Consider the following 19550-nt stretch of genomic DNA (forward strand, 5'->3'; position numbering starts at 1 on the left):
GGCCATCCAGCGGGGCAGCAAACCGTGCACGCTTTCCGCGTTGAAGGCCCCGATGATGACGAATACTTCGCCGATGAATGCCGAAAAGCCGGGCAGGCCCAGCGACGCGAAAAAGGCGATGGCCACGAACACGGTATACCGTGGCATCAGCGTTGCCAAGCCGCGGAAATGGTAAATACCACGATCGTGTACACGGTCGTATAACATACCGACAAGGAAAAACAGGGCAGCCGACAGGAACCCATGGCTGATCATCTGGAACATCGCCCCAGCGGTGCCCTCGGTGGTGAGCGACGCCACACCCAGCAGCACAAAACCCATGTGGGATACCGATGAGTAGGCAATCATGCGTTTCAGGTCGCGCTGTGCCAGGGCCACGAGCGCTCCGTAGATGATGGATACCACCCCGATCAATCCGAGCCACCACGCGGATTGCACGGCCGCATCGGGGAAGATGCTGAAACAGATGCGAAGGATACCGTATCCACCGACCTTGAGCAGGATGCCCGCCAGGATGATGGAAATCGGTGTGGGAGCCTCCACGTGCGCATCCGGCAACCAGGTATGCAGCGGTACGATGGGCACCTTGATGGCAAACGCGATGAACAATACGATGAACCCGAGCAGCCGTGCAGGGATGCCGAAAAGCTCCTGGTTGGCCAATGCCGAAAAGAACGAGCTGGGTACGTAGTTGGCCGGGTCCATCATGCGCAGCATGTTAAAGGTATGTGCGCCCGTTTCGGGGTTGGTAACCGAGAAATAGAGCCCCACAATGATGAGCAGCATGAATACCGAGCCGAACAAGGTATACAGGAAGAACTTGATGGCCGCATATTCGCGCCGGTCACCGCCCCAGATGCCAATGAGGAAATACAGCGGTAGGAGCATCAATTCGTAGAAAATGTAGAACAGGAAGAAGTCGAGCGCCGAGAATACGCCCATCACGGCCATATCAAGGATCATCAGCAGGACGAAGTAGCCCTTGGCACTTTTCTGCATATTCCATGAGGCACCGATGGCGATGACCATCACCAACGCCGAAAGGAAGAGCAACGGCATGGAAAGGCCATCCACACCAATGAAATAGTCGATTTCCAATTTGCCCAAACCACCCATATCGAGCCGTATCCAGGGGATATGGTCAACAAACTGATACAGGCGCTCTTCCGAAATGCCAGCCCCTTTTGGATGGAAAAGGTAATACATGCCGCCACTCAATACCAGTTGCAGTACACCGGTGATGAGCGCAACATACCTGTAGGCGGTCCGCTTGCCGGCGGGGATAACAAACATCACCGCAGCGGCAACCAGCGGGAGGAAAATGAGTATGGTTAATAGATGCGGGTTCATGCTTGCACGATCATATGGTATAGCAAAATCGCCAAAATTAGTAAAAAGAGGCCAGAGAAATAGCCCTGTAACCGTCCGCTTTGTGTGCGGCGTACCATGTTGCCCAACCCCCAAGCCAATTTACCGATGAGCCGGACCAGCCCGTCCACAATCCGTTGGTCCATCCAGCCGGCAATGTTCGCCAGATTTCGCCCGAATGCGGTAAATCCGTGTACGAGGCCATCCACCACGTGGGTATCCAATCCGCGCAGTGCGCGGGCAATCCCCAAGACAGCGCCGACAACAACGCGGTCGTATAGGCTATCCAGGTATCCCTGGTGGAACGACAACCGGTACAACAGGCCATCGGTTTTCAGGGCGTAAGCGCCTTTCACGTACCAACGCCATGCCAGTAGGGCCACCGCCAGCGTGGCGAGTGCGGATCCGCTGGGAATTGCAAGGTGCAGTAACGGGAGCGATGCCCAGGGCTTCGATACGGTGATCCCCTGCAGCAACCACACATGCCCGTCGTTCAACGGATGGAAGGTGAATAATGGGAAGAGCGAGCAGGCGCCCAGGAATACCATCGGGCCGACCATCCACAGGGAGGGGTCGTGCAGGCTGGTTCGGCCGTTGGTTAACGGCGCTGTTGCAGCGGAACCAAAGAATACCTTGGCCAACAGGCGGAAGATATAGAAACTGGTGAGGATGCTTACAAAAGCCAATACATACGGTATGGTGTGGGCCGCACCCTGGCGGTCGGCGGCCCATTCGAAGGCATGTACCAACAGCGCGTCCTTGGAAAGGTAGCCCGACGTGAGGGGGAAGCCTACGAGCGCGAGGGATGCGATGAACATGGTGGTAAACGTGATGGGCATGTATCGGCGCAAGCCGCCCATGTTGCGGATATCCTGTGGGTCGATGCCGAGACGATGTCGGTCGCTGTGATGCTGCATCTCATGGATAATGGCCCCGGCACAAAGGAACAACAGGCACTTGAAAAAGGCATGTGTAGCCAAATGGAACAGGGCGATGGGATACACACCGATGCCGATGCCGACCATCATGAAACCCAACTGTGAAACCGTGGAGAATGCCAATATTTTCTTGATGTCGAATTGGGTGAGCGCGAAATAAGCGGCTACCAGGGCGGTAACGGTGCCCGTTGCGGCGATAACCAATAATACCGTATCATCGAACAGGGGAAAGATACGGGCCAGCAGGAACACGCCTGCGGCCACCATGGTGGCGGCGTGGATGAGCGAGGATACGGCGGTAGGCCCTTCCATGGCTGCGGGTAACCATACGTGCAGCGGGAATTGGGCCGATTTGGCCATGGCGCCGAGGAAAAAGGCCAGTCCGGCGGCGGTAAGCCAGCCGGCAGGCAGCGCACTTTGGGCGCCGGTGCCTGCGGCATCCGCACCTGGGTGTGCCGCGAAGAAGCCGTGGTCACCGAAGAGTGCCGTGATATCAAGGGTGCCGAAAGCGCTGTACAGGATGGCAAAACCGATAAGGAAGCCGATATCGCCGATGCGGTTGATGATAAAAGCCCGTTTATTGGCCTGCACGGCGGCATCTTTGGTAAACCAAAAACCGATGAGCAGGTAGGAGGCGAAGCCAACAAGTTCCCAGCAGATATAAAGGAGCAGCAGGTTGTCCGCAATAACCAGACCCAGCATGGCGGCACAAAAGAGGCTGAGGTAGGTCCAATAGCGGTGGATACCGGCATCACCTTTCATATACGCCACGGAGTAGATGTGGACGGGCAGGGCTACCGCGGTAACCAACAGCAGCATCCATACAGAAATATGATCCAACAATATCCCTACATGAAATGCGCGCTCGCCAATGGTAAACCAATGCCATTGGGCATGGATGGGGTCATTGCCCCAGACCTGTGCGAAGGTGCAGCCGGCCGCGACGACCGCCAGTGCGATGGCAGTAATGGAAATGGCGCCACTTTTAGCTCTCCTGCCGGCCGCGGCCGACAACAGGAAGCCGACGAACGGGAGCAACACCGTTGCCAGGGCGGTCAATAGTGGATATGTCAGTGTGGGCGGTGTCAATGGATCGTCGTTAGTCTTTTAGCTGATTGATATCTTCGGGGTTGATGGTTTTATAGTGTTTATAGACGTTGAGGATGATCGCCAGGGCTACCGCCACACCAGCGGCCGCCAGTACGATGGCAAAGAGTGCGAAAGCCTGCCCACCATAATGCATAGCATCATAGCGTCCAAACGCGACCAGGTTGAGGATAGCGGCATTGATCATCAATTCGATGCCCACCAGCACCATGATCGCATTGCGACGGGCCATCACGGCGTACAGACCGATGGAAAACAGGCATGCGCCGACAACAAGGAAGTGGGTGAGCGTAATCATGGCCTATCCTCCTTCCGGGTAAGATGGGCCGCACCGATCAGTGCCATCATGAGCAATACGGAGATCACTTCGAAAGGCAGCAGGTAGCGGGTCATCAATTGGATGCCGATGTGCTGGACGGTGCTATCACTTGGGGCAATCGTTGTGCCGGCTGCCTCTGCCTCGGTTATCCAGGTGGGTGGGTGGGCGCCCAATTGTACCGATGCATACAGGAGCATGGCCAGGAAGCCGCCGGCGATCAGCAGCGATTGCCACACCGGCAGCGCGAAAAAGTGTGCCGTGCCCGTTTGCAACTGGTCGAGCAAGGTTTTGTTGGACAACATGAAGGCGAAAAGCATCAGCACCAGTACGCCACCCACATAAATCAGTATCTGCGTGATGGCTACGAAATCGGCCAAGGCGAAGACATACAATCCTGCCACCGAAAAAAGCACGATGAAAAAGAGGAATAACGCCCGTGCCAGGTTATGCATGCTGACCAGGACAACGGCCGAGCCGATTGCGATTGCCGAAAAGGCATAGAACACCAGTGCTTGCATCTATTTCTTTTTGGCTGCCTCCTTCTCAGCTTGGAACTTTGTCCATTCGCGTTTCTTTTCCTCGACCTCCTCGGGTGTCATATCGGCGAACGAATACGTCAGTTCCGCCAAATTGGTCATGCTCCGGTCGTACTGGTCGGTCATGGTGATGCATTCCGTTGGGCAGACTACGGTGCATAGGCCGCAATACATGCATTTGGCCATATCGATATCGAATTGGGCGGCATAGAGACGCTTGACACTGCCGTCCGACGTTTTTCCGATGACATCGGTGGCTTTTATCGATTCGATGGTGATGCAATCCACCGGGCAGGCTTTGGCACAAAGGTCGCAGACGATACAGTCGTCGATTTCGACATCCAATTGGTAACGGGCCACTTCGGGGATGGGCATTTTTTCTTTCGGAAACTGGACGGTGGTTACGCCTCGCTGTTGGTCGAAATAGTTGGCCTTGCGTACATCCACCACACCACGCGACCGCCGCGCACCGAAAAAGTGCGCCAGGGTAACGGCAAGCCCCTTGGCAGCGGTGATGAATGCATGTAAGGTTGTTTTGAACATTTTTATGCTATTTGCTTTATGCTATTTGCTCTATGCTATTTGCTTTATGCTGTTTGCTTTATGCTGTCTCATATCCCAATCTCAACGCTCACATCTCAATATTAAACCATCACCCACACCCGCCATATACCCGAAATGGCCATGCATAGGAACGCCAGGGGCGTAAGCACTTTCCAGCAGAGCGACATCAATTGGTCGGCCCGCAACCGCGGTAATGTCCACCGGATCCAGATCTGCACGCCTACGATGAGCAGCGTCTTGGAGAGTGTCCAGAAGATGCCCCACGCCAATCCCGTTGTCCAGTCGGCCAGCTTCACCGCGCCTATATTGGGCAGCGGCGTATTCCAGCCGCCCAGGAAAACAACCACGCCGATCATGGCCACAAGAAACATCATCGCGTATTCCGCAAGGAAAATAAACGCGAACCGGAGCCCGCCGTATTCGGTATGGAATCCACCGACCAGCTCTGATTCGGCCTCTGGTATGTCAAACGGTGCTCGGTTGCACTCGGCAAGGGAGGCAATGAAAAAAATCACGTAAGCGAGTAGGAGATGGGGTGCCTGGAATACGTTCCAGGCAAACAGTCCACCGACTTCCGTTACCTCCCATACGCCGGCGAATAGCAGGCTTTCCGTTGCTTGCACACCTTGGTTGATGACTATTTCGCGCAGGTCGAGCGTCTGTGTAATCATGACGGCGGCGATCAATGCTAAGCCCGACGGGATTTCGTACGACACGATCTGTGCCACGGCCCGCATGGAACCAAGCAAGGAGAACTTATTGTTCGATCCCCAGCCAGCCATCAACAAGCCGATAGCGTCGACGGATATGATGGCGATGACGAAGAAAAGACCGAGATAAAGGCCGGAGGGTGCCAAACCCGGTGCCCAAGGCATCACGGCAAAGCCAAGGAATACCGCAATGAAGATAATGATGGGTGCAGCCGCAAAGAGTACCTTATCTGCAGCAGCAGGTGTTATAAATTCTTTTTGGATCAGTTTGAGGATGTCGGCAAGCGTTTGTAAGGTGCCATACCGACCGGTTTCCATCGGACCGAGCCGATCTTGGACAAACCCTGCTATCTTGCGTTCGCTGTATACCGCAAACAAGGTAAAGCCAGCGATAAAACCGAACAATAACGCACCGATAAGAAGGTATGTAAGGTAAAAAGCCACGTTTCGCTACCTGCTAAAAATATCGTGCAAACTTAAGGATTTGATGGGATAATATATAGTAAGTTGATAGATTATTCGCATCACTATAATTTCATCGGTGCTCATGATTGCTACGCAGTTATTCGCATCACTATATTTTCATCGACGCTCATGCATACTTCGTGGTTATTTTTAACGGTTCTATGTGTGGTCAATCACCGGTGGTGTGGTTGGTCTTCTTGATTTGGGCCAGCGCCTTGCGATGGCTACCCAATTCCCGGAAGAATGTCCGTAGATTGAGGTAGCCGTTAAGCGACTTGTATAAACGAAATTTGTTGCTAATGTGGCACATATAGCGATGATGTCGAACGATTTCCCTGATGGCGAAGCCAAAGGAATGCTTCGGGTCGTAGCAATGGGTTGGTTCGCTTACGGAGCCATTCACTTCGATAATCCGGAAATTCAACCCCGCGGAGAGCTCTTCCCAAGTGTTGAAGCGGATATCCAACCGGCCATAATAGAAACCGCCGACAAGGTTGCATATCCGGTTGATCGTTTCGGTAAGCTGGGTATTTATGCGGTGGCTTTCATCGGTAAAAAGTGCCCCCCCGGGTATGGTTTCCGAAAGGCGCCAAGCGGATGGTTTCGTTTGGTGCGATTACGCGCGCATAGTCGCATAAGGGTTCTTTCTTGAGCCATTTCCATTGCAACGCCCCCCGCGGTGTCTGTTTAATCAGTTGTTCAAGGGTTGAGATGCCATCGCCGACGACGGCAAAGAGCTTTTTGCCGGTAATGCCGGTAATGATGCCGTCGCTACTGCCGGGAATGCGCACGAAAAACACGCCTGCTTCCTTTGGAAGATCTACATACTCTTGGATTAAGTAATTGAATGAAGCATTGGAATGATAAGCTTTTAGTTGGTCGATGTTGTGTACCAACTCCACGCCCATGCCACGTAAGCCGAAATCAGGCTTCATAATCAGCGGGAAGCCGATCGCTTTTACCTCACTCTCCGGAATAGCGGCATGCTGTTCGCGATTCACGAAAACGGTACGCGGATAAATGGAATGCGGCAACCGACGATGGATTTCCATTTTGCTTATGTTGCAAAAGCCTCCATTCTTGAGCCCGGGGTTTACTTCCAAAAAAAACGTGGGTCGCCATCGGATGATCCAATATAACCAGAAGAACCCAACGGGAAAGTAGATGACCCATGGGGGCCAATATTCCCAATGCAATAACTTATGGATAATGAGCTTCATCGGTCTTCATTATAATGTCTATTAGGCATGTAACGCAAAAAAGCGGGATTTGGTTTACGGTTCGTTCGAAACCTTGGCAAATATCACCCCAGCGGCGTGGCCTTGGCCAAACCTCGGTGGGTAAATTGTTGGGAAGAATTAACCAAAAAGTAGAGTTTTTTACCTACTTTTATCGTCGGTTTTCCAACTAATGAACAAATACCTTGATTTTTGTCTACCGCCTCATGCGAGTTATTGCAAAAACGATTCTGTATATCCTGCTATTATTCAGCTGTTTATCGCTGGCATCTGCGCAAGAATACACGATTGCCAAACTGAAACTGTTCCCCGATCGTGAAGAAGTATTGATCAAAGATGTCACGGTAGATAGTCTCGGCTTTATCTGGTTCTTAACCAACGGTGAAATTTACCGCTACGACGGCTATCGGTCATTGGATATCCTGAAAACCATTGCGGATCAACGGCTCACCGACGATATGCCACAACGCATGCTGATTGATCACCAAAACCGGCTGTGGATGGCTGGCAACGCCAATCTGAACTACCTCGACCTGAAAACCTGGGAGGTACACGCCGTGGATTCGGCCTTGTTGCCTCCCGTCCAGGACCGAACCGTGGTTTGGATTAGGCGGTTACCCGATTCGAGTGCGATGGTGGCCTATGAGAACGGACACCTGCTCCTGATCAAAGGCGATACACTAACGAGGATAGACGAGTTATACGAACGGGGCCATGCGGCCAAGAACCGGGTTTCGCCACGGTGCTTGGCTTTCTGGAAGGGAAAATATTGGGTGGGGACAACCGCCGGTAGCGTGTTGTCTATCGAAGCCGCCGATCCCACACACACACGGTACCATTCGCTGCCGGGCATTGACCATCTTGTTAGCTTCATGGTGGCCCAGGAGGATACCTTGCTGCTGGATGTCTATGAACAGGGGATCTTTGGGTTCGACGGTGAGGAAGCGCTTAGCGTGTATACGCCCGAAGGATTTTCCCTGTCGAGTGATAAGTCGTACGTATTGATGCAACGTAATGGGCTGTGCATCTATGCCGACGATGAATCGGCTTGTCTGTTAAACACTGACCTCGGCTTGCAACAACGGTTGCCCATCCCGTCGGCACATCGGTTCAATACCACCAACATTGCGATTTCCGGAAATGAGGCATTGCTGGGCACCGAGGAAGGGGTTTTTGTGGTTTATCCGAAAGCCGATGGGCTCTCGCAATTCATTCCCACCAATGCGGGTGCAAACAAAAGCACACGGGGTATTTATGTTTACCCCGATGGGGCACGGTTCTATGGAACCTATAATGGTGCCGGATTCGTCGGGCCCGATGGGGAAGCGGTGGTTTTGGAGGATTTGAAGCATGCGTATGCGATGCTCCCGATGAACGACAATGAACTGCTGGTCGGTACGGAAGGGGGGATGCTCAAAATTTTTGACCGCCGCCGCCGCCGGATATCGGAGCTCCACTATACGCTTTCCGAAGCCGCTAGCAATCAATATGCTTTTAACCTGCCTACCTACGTGATGAGCCTTGCCGAGACGGAGACAGACTATCTCATCGGCAGCATGAGCGGCCTTTGGATGTTGGATAAGGAGACCCACCGCTTAAGTAAGTACCCCTTGGCATCTGCAGAAGCCAATGTGTTAGACGTGCAGATCCGGCACATCCAGCGGTTGCCCGACAGCGGCTTGCTATTGAGTACGCATCTTGGCCTATATGAGGTGCAGGAGGGGGCTGTTATCAAACGATATCCCCAATCCGGCAATATAGGCGTTTTTAAGTCGGTCATTGTGGGCGACACGATTTGGTTGGCTACACAAGGGAATGGAATGGTGGCCATAGGTAAAACAGGGCATATGCTCGGGGAGATGACCACAGGCGAAGGGCTCAGTAATAACCTGGTGTATAGCTTGGAGTACGCCAATGGTATCTTCGTAGCCGGCACGGCCGCCGGATTGAATCTGGTGAAAGGCAACGTGGTGCGACGCATTGGCATGGCGGAAGGCTTGACCCAATCGGAATTCAATTCGGGTGCGTCGTTTTGGGATGCAGCGCGACAACGGATGTATGTGGGCGGATTGATGGGGTACACCGTACTGGATATGGCCCAGCCGTGGTTTGAGCGCCCCCATCAACTGGAAAGCTACGTTACCGAAATACACACAGCTGCGGGGGCATCGGGCGAACGGTCGGCCGATTACACGTGGCCTTACCGGGGTGAGGAATCGCTGGTGCTGCAGCCGGGGCAGAGTTTGACGGGGCTCTATGTGGGTACGCCGGGCAACCATCGCGTAAACAGCCGGGTCCGGTATGCCCTGAACGATGGCGATTGGGAATCATTGGGATTGGGGCAGTTCATTTCGCTCATCGAGCCATCGCCGGCCGAATATCGGTTCCGGTTAGAAACCTTGAGTACGGCAACGACAGGGAAAAAACGGGTATTCACGATTACCAAACTGCCGCACTTTTATGAAACCTGGTGGTTTAATGTGCTGGTGTTATTGACTGTGGCTGGGGTAATCGGTGTTTTTTTCAAGTACCGCGAGAACATCCTCCGAAACGAAAAGAAAATGCGTATCAAGATCGCCAGCGATTTGCATGATGAAGTGGGTAGCTCGCTTACCCGTATCTATTTTCAGGCAGATATGCTGGCGGCTAAGCCCGGGGAGCTACCCGACGGCAAGCAGTTGCGGCAGATCGCGGATACCAGCAAACAGGCGCTGTTGACCATGAGCGATATGGTATGGTCGATCGACTCGCGCTTCGATACGGTAAAGGACTTGGTGATCCGCATGAAGGACTACCTGTATAAGCTGGGCGAAGAGTTGGAGATTGTTTATCGGTTTGATGTGCGGGGTGAGCAATCGGCACGGGTAGTGTCACAGATTATCCGGCAGAACCTGTTCCTCATTTTCAAGGAAGGGCTAACCAATGCCGTCAAATATGGCGATGGGACGAAAATTACCATCGAATTGGAATTCGGTCGCGAGATTCGGCTCGCCATCCGGAACCGGTATGCGGGTGGGAACAGCCAGATTGCCGACCAACAGGGTGGACGTGGGTTGGAAAGCATGCAGCAGCGGGCCGTTACGATGGGCGGGGAGCTGTCATATACGGCAGGGGCGGACGTGTTCCTGCTCATGTTGGTTATTCCTTAGTTTGATAGGGGCCGTTCTATCCCCCTCCCCAAAAAGGGGGGGCGGATTTCAATCGGCATTGCCTACCTTTGCCGCATGATACGCCTGGGCATTATAGAAGACGATGAGCAGATCCGGCGGATGCTGGTGGATTTTTTTTTGGATCAGCCCGGCTTTTCGTGTCTACTCGCGGCGCATTCTGTCGAGTCTTTTTTTGAGCAGTGGAAGGACGATATCTTTCTGGACATCGTACTCTCTGATATCGGGGTGCCAGGCGAATCGGGTATCAAGGGGGTACAGCGCATAAAAAAACATGCGCCGAAATGCCAGGTCATCATGCTGACGGTTTATGATGATGCCAACCGGGTTTTCCAAGCATTGTGCAACGGGGCCTCGGGGTATCTGTTGAAGCAAACACCCTTGTCGAAGATCAAAGAAGCGGTGTTATCGTTGCATGAAGGCGGGGCGCCGATGTCGCCCGGTATCGCCCGTATGGTAGTGGAGTATTTTAACCCCAAACATACCGAAGACCTACAGGAGAAGTTGACCCCCCGCGAGGCGCAGGTGGTGGAAGCCATCGAGGAAGGGTTGACCAACAAAGAAGTCGCCATCCGGTTTGACATCTCATTGGAGACGGTGAAGTACCACATCAAGAACATCTACGAGAAATTGCAGGTCAACAGCCGCCACGCGCTGATCAGCCGGAAGTATAAATAAAACCGTTACCCTTCTTGCCACGGTACCATCTGCCCGATATGTATACTTTTGCGGTATTGTTTTTTACGGGCACTGTGTACGAGCAGGTAGACGTGGAAGGAAGCAGACCACATACCACTTCATCGTTGGCACGCGCAAGCGGAGTCTCTTTGACTAAATTGGGTATCGCCCGTCCTTACGCGTTTGGGGAATACCCCCCAAAAGAGGGGTATTATTTCCAGTTGATTTGTCGTCAATTTGTAGCGCTATGGAAAGATTTCTACCGCTGCTATCCGTAAAGTCATTACGGCTATTCACGACTTTGCTGTTTGTAACACTGACGAGCCTTGTCGCCCTGGCGCAAGAACCGTTTGTTATGACCTGGACAACCACTACGGCCAATGAAAGCATTGTGATCCCTACGAATCCCGATTTCGCTGGGTCTTATAATTATACCGTGAACTGGGGCGATGGAGAAAGCGATGCCGGGCAGACCGGGGACGCTACGCATACGTATGCTTCTCCGGATACTTACCGGGTATCCATTACCGGTAGTTTTCCGGCCATTCAAATCGCTCAGGAGGGGAGCGCCAACGCTGAGAAGCTAACCAGCATTGAGCAGTGGGGGGATATCTCCTGGCACAGCATGGCTTCGGCTTTTTCGGGGGCCTCAACGATGGTGCTGAATGCAACCGATGCACCGGACCTGAGCCGGGTGACTTCCATGGAAAAGATGTTTTTCGGCGCTAGTTCGTTCAACGCCGACCTCAGCGCATGGGATGTCTCGGGTATAACCAATATGAGCAACATGTTCTATAGCGCATTCGCTTTCAATGGCAATATTAGTAATTGGAATGTATCCAGTGTAACCAACATGCACGGGATGTTCTGGCAGGCATCCGTCTTTAACCAAAACATCGGCGGTTGGGATGTGGGTAACGTGACGGACATGTCTTACATGTTCTACCAAGCACCGGTCTTTAACCAGGATTTGAGCGGGTGGGATGTGTCTCGCGTAACCACGATGAATAGCATGTTTTTCATTGCCCTTGGTTTTGACCAATCCTTGGGCGGTTGGGACATTTCGAATGTGGCGGATATGGATGACATGTTGCTCTCAACCGGTCTTTCTTCCGCCAATTACGGGGCTACGCTGATTGGTTGGGCAACACTGCCCACGGTGCCATCCAATATCACGCTTGACGCGACGGGTCAGGAGTATTGTCCGGGTACGGCGGCCGAAACGGCCCGAGAGCAGTTAATAGCTAAAGGGTGGACCATTACGGGCGATGCGGAGGCAACAGATTGCAGTGGCGGGGGGACTGAGGGAGCATTTATTACCACCTGGAAAACGACTGCCGCTGACGAAAGCATCTCCATTCCGATTAATCCCCATGTTGACGGCTACGATTATACCGTAGACTGGGGAGATGGCAGTGCCCCCGCCCATTATGCCAAGGAAAATGCCACGCATACCTACGCTACGGCAGGTACCCATATCGTTTCTATTACGGGCAATTTTCCTGCGATTCAGTTTGGTAACGTTGCGACAGGTCCGGGAAATGCCGCAAAGCTATTTACCATTGAACAATGGGGAACGCAGGCCTGGCAGGATATGACGCAAGCATTCCGAGGATGTGTGAACCTGACCAAAGAATCTGACACCGATGCTCCGGTATTCGTTCCGGGCATCACGCTAGATCAAATGTTTTTGGGCTGTAGCGCATTTGATTCGGACTTAAGTGATTGGGATGTGTCGCAGGTGGGTGACATGAGTAATATGTTCGTGTCCGCTACCGTTTTTAACCACCCCCTTGCAACATGGGACGTTGGTAATGTAACGAGCATGTTTGCGATGTTCAGCAGGGCTTCAGCCTTTAATCAGGCCATTGGAAATTGGGATGTATCGAAGGTGACTAACATGACGGCCATGTTCGCTGATGCTTCAACATTTAACCAACCGGTAGAAGGCTGGAATGTGTTGAAAGTAACCAATATGGGACAGATGTTCGACAATGCCAGTGCTTTTAACCAACCCTTGGCCGGCTGGGATGTGTCGAATGTAATAGATATGGGCAGTATGTTCCGAAATGCGGTGGCCTTTAACCAGCCGATCGGCAATTGGAATGTATCCAAGGTACGCAGTATGCAGGAAATGTTTCTGGGCGCGGCTGCTTTCGACCAAAGCTTGGGGAACTGGGATTTAGCCAGTATCATGTATACCACGCCCCCTTTTATGGATATAAAAAGTGATGGTTTGGTCGATATGCTCAATAACTCCGGGTTGTCGACCGAGCATTACGATGCCACCTTAATTGGCTGGTCAAATCAAACGCAATTACCCCAAAACCAGCCACTGGGGGCTCTGGGGCTAACTTATTGCGCCGGTGCCGATGCTCGGCAGAAACTTGTTGAAGATCATGGTTGGGAGATTACGGGTGATGCAACTAACTGTGCCGGCCAGATTTATGTTAAGACTCCTACAGGAGAGACCCTTACCATTGCAGCTGAATCATCGGATGCCATCCAGCAAATAAAACAAAAAATAGAAGATCAAAAAAATATTCCGGTAGATCAACAACGTCTGGTTTTTGAAGGTCAGGAATTACAAGATGGCAGGACACTCGGAGATTATAGCATAGCAGGTGGGAGCACCTTGTACCTCTGGTTGGCTATTGAACCTGGCACAGCTGGGATTTTGTATGTGGATATCAATGTGAATGCCACGGCCAGTGGCTATACCGGAGTGGGCGATAGCTGGGCAAATGCCGTGCCCCAGCTCCGGGATGCACTTGGTTGGGCCGCGTCCAACTGGGACGGCGGTACCGACGGTACCCTGCAGATCTGGGTAGCCGACGGTACGTATTACCCCACAGGTGAAGAAACCGACCGGGCGGCGAGCTTCCGGTTGGTAAATAATGTGGCGATATACGGTGGATTCGCGGGTGAACCCTCGGAAACCGCCCTTAATCAGCGTAACTTCAAAGCCAATCCCACCGAACTCAGTGGGGATATCAATGGCGACGGCGCGTTAACGGGTAACGCCTACCACGTAGTCAATGGAGCGGGGGTGAATGGTTCGGCCTTATTGGATGGATTTACGGTCATGGGTGGAAATGCAGACGGTGACGCCAATGCAGGTAGCGGTAGCAACGAAGGTGGGGGGCTTTATGCAAACGGTGGTGGTCCCATGATTGCGAACACGATGTTTATCGGTAATTATGCGGCCGCGAACGGTGGCGGTGCCGTTTTTTCATCCGCGTATGGATCCGTGCTGAAAAACGTGTTGTTTGCCGGCAATGAAGCGGATGAGGGGGGAGGACTATTTGCGGAGAACTCCCAGATCACGGTCGCCAACGCAACGTTTACCGGAAATACCGGCAGGACGCGAGGGGGAGCAATCATTTCCGGATGGAATGGTTCGCTGTCGCTGAACAATTCCATTCTCTGGGGCAATGTGGCCGGGGGCAGTGAAACATCCCCGACGGCATCTTACTATAATGCGGGCGGCGGATTGCCGATTACCGCCAGCCTGGTTGCCAACGAGGGCGGAGAAGATCCGCTGTTTACCGACCCGGCCGCCGCTGATTATACCCTGCAAGCCGGCAGCCCGGCCATCGGTATGGGCGACAACGAGGCTTATACCGAAGCCGGTGGTGATCTGGTGAACGACTTTGACCTGGCGGGCAACCCGCGGGTGTATAACCAAAGTGGCGGTGGAATAATCGACATGGGTGCCTATGAGTATCAAGGGGAGTTGAATACACCCCCAACCGCCGTGGATGATGAGGTAACATTACAGGAAAACATTCCGACGACCGGTAATGTGCTGACGAACGATGATGATGTCGATGGGAACGCGCTGACAGCCTCGCTGGTGACCGCGCCGGTAAACGGCACGGTTGTACTAAATGCGGATGGCAGTTTTACATATACACCTAATGACGATTATAGCGGACTGGATAGCCTGGTTTATCAAACCTGTGACAACGGTACGCCTTCCCTCTGCGATACGGCTTCGGTATTTTTCACGATTGAAGCCATAGAACCCATACCTATACCGGGCACGGGCAACATTCTCTACGTAGATATCAATGTGAATACCACGGCCAGCGGTTACACCGGTGCGGGCGACAATTGGGCGAACGCCATCCCTGAACTGGCCGATGCACTCAAATGGGCCCGTGAGCAGCACGATGGGGGAAGTCCCGGATGGACGGAGACCGAGCCGCTGCGGATCTTCGTGGCCAAAGGGACCTATTTGCCTTTATATAGTGCTGCCGACGGGCAGTATACCACGGACGGCGGCCGGGATAATAGTTTTGTACTGGTACCCGATGTGCAAGTATATGGTGGGTTTGATCCTTCTGCGGGAGTTGAAACCCTGGAAGATGCACGCATCTTGCCAACTATGAATAGCCTGGAACAGGGCAGTGTCCTAAGCGGCGATTTCAACGGCAACGACCATACGGATAACTATGATAACCATACCGAGAATGCCCATCACGTAACGATTGCCGCTGGAGATGTAGGTAACGCGCTCATGGACGGATTTACGGTAACCGGTGGCTACGCATCCGGTAATACGTCGGGCCCGTCCGTAATGGGACAGACCGTTTATCGGTTTTTTGGTGGCGGGACGTATGTTGTCACTTCATCGCCTCAATTTACCCATATGGCATGGTTTGATAATTTGGGCGAATGGGGAGGCGGATTGTTCAATACGGTTTCCCTTTTGACACAAACCAGTTTGCCGAAATTATCCAACGTGACGTTCTATCGGAACATGGCCCCCGGAGGAGGAGGAGGTATACGTAATTTTGAGGGGTCTATTGACATCAATCAGGCCGTATTCGCAAACAATGGAGCCGGATTGGTTGAAGACGGAACATCTTCCGGCCCGGGTGGCGGGATACACACCAGTGGTGATGGCACATCGTTGTCCATAACCAATGCTACATTCTACGGAAACTGGATTGTCGGGGTTTTTATCCCCCAATTCGATGGGGGTGCCCTATTTGTGGAGCAGACCTCGACCTTGCTGAACAATGTGGTGATATGGGGGAATGAAGTAGAAGGCGATCCGGCCGATCCATCCGCATCCATATCCGTATCCACATTGGGGACCGATGTGACCGTCGCCAATAGCTTGGTCGCTCATTCGGGTGGTAGCGCGAACTGGAATAATGCAATGGGCATCCTGGATGGAGGCGGCAACATCGACACCGACCCGTTATTCGTGGGCACTACGCCCGGCGCTCCCGGTTATTTACAATTAAGCGCATGCAGCCCTGCCATCAGCATGGGCAGCAACCAGCTGTACATCGATGCGGGAGGAAACCTGGCGGACGACCTTGACATGGGCGGCAACCCGCGGGTGTATGATTTCGCAGGTGATGGTGTGATTGATATGGGCGCCTACGAATACCAGGGGGAACGGGTGCTTGTCCAGTCATTGACCATGCCGGATGCTGTGCAGGTATCATATGGTACCGCGCTGGCCGATGTGGAAAACGCGCCCACCACCGTCATGGCCACCCTGAGCGATGGAACGGAGGTTTCCATACCATTGGATGGCAACCTGTCGAATTGGACATTGGCCAGTCCGGCGGATGGTACATACGATGGCGATGTGGCAGGTACGTATGTGTTTACCGTGCCCTTGTCGATACCGGAAACGGAATGCTATCTCAATCCCGAAAATCGAGCAGCGGAGGTCACCATCGTGGTGGCAAAAGGGACACCGGTATTGGCAGCCTCGTGGAATGGCGTTGCGATTGATGCGACGGAAGGGCTGTCGCTGACGTACGGGGACCTAGGGGAGCTGTTGGCCAGCACCTCGGCCCCGGATGGCGAGCTCACCTATTCATTTGGTGATAGGGATACACCGGTGCTTGACCTTGCTAACCTAGGCGCCGTGGCGGCACAACAGGCGGGGACGGCGACATTGACGATTGGACAGGAAGAGACGGCTAATTATCAGGCCGCAGCTGTTGAAATTCCCGTTGCGGTTGCTCCTAAAGCGGTAACGGTTGTTCCGACCGCTGACCAGGGTAAAGTATACGGCACGGTTGAGCCGACCACGTATGGTTATGAACTTGCGGAGGGAGATGCATTGGCGTTCGATGACGGGCTGGCGGATATCGTTTCTTCGACGTCGCGCGAAACGGGTGAAGATGTGGGCGCGTATGACATCGAACTGGTGTTCGGCGGTGACCGCGCAGGTAATTATGCGATTACCTTCGAAGCGGATAATAATGCCTTTACGGTAACGCCGTTGGCTATTACCGTAACGGCGGAACATAAGTCGAAAGTGTTCGGGACGGCCGACCCGGCGCTGACATACACCTTCACGCCGGAGCTGGTCGGCGACGACGCGTTTACCGGCGGGCTTGACCGCGAGGCCGGCGAGGACGCGGGTACCTATGCCATTACACAGGGTACCCTATCTTTGGATGATAACTATGCACTTACTTTCGCCGCGGGCATACTGACCATCACTCCTGCCGCGTACGAAGGTATCGAATTCCATGACGCTTCGTTCGTGTATGACGGTTCGGAACACGTGCTTGAGCTTACCGGCGAGCTACCGGAAGGCACATCGGTGGGCTACGAAATCGACGGTGAACCGGGCAACGGTGCTACCGATGCCGGGGCATATGGAATAACGGCGCTCATCGATGGCGGTAATAACTATGAAGATCTGGAATTGACCGCCACGCTGGCCATCACGCCGCTGGAAATCACCGTCACGGCGGCCGACAAAGCCAAAGTATTCGGCACGGCCGACCCGGCGCTGACGTACACCTTCACGCCGAAGCTGGTCGGTGACGACGCGTTTACCGGCGGGCTTGACCGCGAGGCCGGCGAGGACGTCGGTACCTATGCCATCACACAGGGCAACTTGGACCTGGGCGATAACTACGAAGTCAGCTTTGTGGAAGGTACATTTACGATTACACCAGCGGCGTACGAAGGCATCGAATTCAATGACGATTCATTCGAGTATGACGGCACGGAACATGTGCTGGAACTGGCGGGCGACCTGCCGGAAGGGGCGACGGTTACCTATGAGATCGGCGGCGAGACGGGCAACGGTGCTACAGATGCCGGTGCGTATGAAATTACGGCCTTAATCGATGGCGGTAATAATTATGAAGATGCCGAACTGACCGCCACGTTGACCATCACGCCCCTGGGGATTACGGTTACAGCGGAAGATAAAACCAAACTATTCGGTTCGGAAGACCCGGCACTGACGTATACCTTCACGCCGGAGCTGATTGGCGATGATGCGTTCACCGGTAGCCTTACCCGTGCGGAAGGAGAGAACGTGGGTGAATATGCCATCAGGCAGGGAGACTTGTCGCTCAATGATAACTACGAAATCGCATTCGAAGCGGGCACGCTGACGATCAGGTCAGCAGGCTATGAGGGAGTTGAACTCAATGATGGTTCGTTTGTCTACGACGGCACGGGACATACCCTTGAACTGACCGGCGAATTGCCAGAAGGGGTGACGGTGATGTATGAGATCGATGGCGAGCCGGGCAACGGTGCAACGGATGCGGGTAGCTATGAAATCGTGGCGATCATCGATGGGGGTGGCAATTATGAAGATGGCGAGTTGACCGCTATGCTAACCATCACCCCGCTGGAAATAGCGGTTGCTGCGATTGACCAAACCAGAATATTCGGTTCGGAAGACCCGCCACTGACCTATACTTCCGCACCGGAATTGGTCGGTGACGACACGTTCACTGGTAGCCTTGATCGTGCAGAAGGGGAAAACGTGGGGAGCTACGCAATAACCCAAGGCAACTTATCCCTAGGCGATAACTACGAAATCACCTTTGAAGCGGGTACGCTGACGATTACACCTGCGGAAATCCAGGGCATTGCATTCAACAATAGTTCATCTACCTATGATGGCACCGAACACAGGCTTACCCTCGCTGGCGAACTGCCAGCGGGGGCGTCGGTGACTTACGACGACAACAGCCGTACGGATGTGGGTGCGCAGGAAGTGACGGCCACCATTAGGGGAAGCAACTACGAAACGCTGGTGTTGAAGGCGACGCTGACCGTGCTTCCAGCGGCGCGTACCCTAGACTTCCCACCTTTGCCGGAGAAAACCTACGGTGATGACAGCTTCGACGCCGGTGCGGAAGCCAGTACCGGGGAGCCTGTTATCTATACGAGCAGTAACACCGATGTGGCGGAAGTATCGGCCGATGGCGAAATCACCATTACCGGCGCAGGCGAAACTACGATTACGGCAACGGTGCCGGAGAATGCCAACTACAGCAGCCGGCCGCAGGAGAGTCGAGTGCTGACAGTACGCAAGGCCAGCCAGACCATCACACTGAACGGCCCGGCCGAGGTGGACCGCGATGCGGGCAGCATCGCTTTGACGGCATCGAGCACGAGTGAGTTGCCAGTAACGCTGACCGCCGATAACGCCGAGGTAGCCACGTTGGA

Annotated in this window: 12 protein-coding genes; 4 read left to right on the forward strand and 8 right to left on the reverse strand. The window is 53.6% G+C overall.

Annotation, left to right across the window (positions count from 1 at the left end; all coding sequences use genetic code 11):
• The 8 genes from ACO1NT_RS06905 to ACO1NT_RS06940 form a co-directional block, all read right to left on the reverse strand.
• On the reverse strand, positions 1-1350 hold a 1350-nt coding region (locus ACO1NT_RS06905), incomplete at its 3' end, for a complex I subunit 4 family protein (RefSeq protein WP_449047736.1).
• Positions 1347-3395, reverse strand: a complete 2049-nt coding sequence (locus tag ACO1NT_RS06910; RefSeq protein WP_449047737.1) for an NADH-quinone oxidoreductase subunit 5 family protein — start codon at positions 3393-3395, stop codon at positions 1347-1349. The genes ACO1NT_RS06905 and ACO1NT_RS06910, both read right to left, overlap by 4 nt.
• 10 nt (positions 3396-3405) lie before the next feature.
• The gene (gene nuoK, locus ACO1NT_RS06915; protein ID WP_449047739.1) at positions 3406-3711 is read right to left on the reverse strand and encodes an NADH-quinone oxidoreductase subunit NuoK; all 306 of its coding nucleotides are present in this window, start codon (positions 3709-3711) and stop codon (positions 3406-3408) included.
• Complete coding sequence (locus tag ACO1NT_RS06920) at positions 3708-4250, reverse strand: NADH-quinone oxidoreductase subunit J family protein (protein ID WP_449047741.1); 543 nt, start codon at positions 4248-4250, stop codon at positions 3708-3710. Before ACO1NT_RS06920 ends, nuoK begins: the two co-directional genes overlap by 4 nt.
• Entirely contained in the window at positions 4251-4811 is a 561-nt protein-coding gene (locus ACO1NT_RS06925; RefSeq protein WP_449047743.1) for a 4Fe-4S binding protein, read from the reverse strand.
• Between the two features lie 101 nt (positions 4812-4912).
• Positions 4913-5986, reverse strand: a complete 1074-nt coding sequence (gene nuoH / locus ACO1NT_RS06930) for an NADH-quinone oxidoreductase subunit NuoH (RefSeq protein WP_449047745.1) — start codon at positions 5984-5986, stop codon at positions 4913-4915.
• Positions 5987-6176: 190 nt separating this feature from the next.
• A complete protein-coding gene (locus ACO1NT_RS06935; RefSeq protein ID WP_449047746.1) occupies positions 6177-6473 on the reverse strand; it encodes a hypothetical protein in 297 nt (98 codons plus the stop codon).
• A 79-nt stretch (positions 6474-6552) separates the two neighbouring features.
• Positions 6553-7227, reverse strand: a complete 675-nt coding sequence (locus ACO1NT_RS06940) for a hypothetical protein (RefSeq protein ID WP_449047748.1) — start codon at positions 7225-7227, stop codon at positions 6553-6555.
• Positions 7228-7451: 224 nt separating this feature from the next.
• Here ACO1NT_RS06940 and ACO1NT_RS06945 point away from each other — a divergent pair, with 224 nt between their 5' ends.
• The 4 genes from ACO1NT_RS06945 to ACO1NT_RS06960 form a co-directional block, all read left to right on the forward strand.
• Positions 7452-10394: a sensor histidine kinase gene (locus tag ACO1NT_RS06945; protein WP_449047750.1), complete on the forward strand. Its 2943-nt coding sequence runs from the start codon at positions 7452-7454 to the stop codon at positions 10392-10394.
• A 75-nt stretch (positions 10395-10469) separates the two neighbouring features.
• The gene (locus ACO1NT_RS06950) at positions 10470-11090 is read left to right on the forward strand and encodes a response regulator (protein ID WP_449047751.1); all 621 of its coding nucleotides are present in this window, start codon (positions 10470-10472) and stop codon (positions 11088-11090) included.
• A 14-nt stretch (positions 11091-11104) separates the two neighbouring features.
• Positions 11105-11368 carry a hypothetical protein gene (locus tag ACO1NT_RS06955; protein WP_449047752.1) on the forward strand — a complete coding sequence of 88 codons (264 nt, stop codon included), beginning with the start codon at positions 11105-11107 and terminating at the stop codon, positions 11366-11368.
• Positions 11338-19550: BspA family leucine-rich repeat surface protein (locus ACO1NT_RS06960; RefSeq protein WP_449047753.1), on the forward strand; the 8213-nt coding region annotated here is incomplete at its 3' end. The genes ACO1NT_RS06955 and ACO1NT_RS06960, both read left to right, overlap by 31 nt.

The sequence above is a fragment of the Parapedobacter sp. genome, assembly GCF_053550995.1.

Bases quoted from the DNA above. Each gene is read 5' to 3' on its own strand.
- ACO1NT_RS06920 (WP_449047741.1), bottom strand. From the start codon at position 4,250: ATGCAAGCACTGGTGTTCTATGCCTTTTCGGCAATCGCAATCGGCTCG.
- ACO1NT_RS06950 (WP_449047751.1), top strand. From the start codon at position 10,470: ATGATACGCCTGGGCATTATAGAAGACGATGAGCAGATCCGGCGGATG.
- ACO1NT_RS06945 (WP_449047750.1), top strand. From the start codon at position 7,452: ATGCGAGTTATTGCAAAAACGATTCTGTATATCCTGCTATTATTCAGC.
- ACO1NT_RS06925 (WP_449047743.1), bottom strand. From the start codon at position 4,811: ATGTTCAAAACAACCTTACATGCATTCATCACCGCTGCCAAGGGGCTT.
- nuoK (WP_449047739.1), bottom strand. From the start codon at position 3,711: ATGATTACGCTCACCCACTTCCTTGTTGTCGGCGCATGCCTGTTTTCC.
- ACO1NT_RS06940 (WP_449047748.1), bottom strand. From the start codon at position 7,227: ATGAAGCTCATTATCCATAAGTTATTGCATTGGGAATATTGGCCCCCA.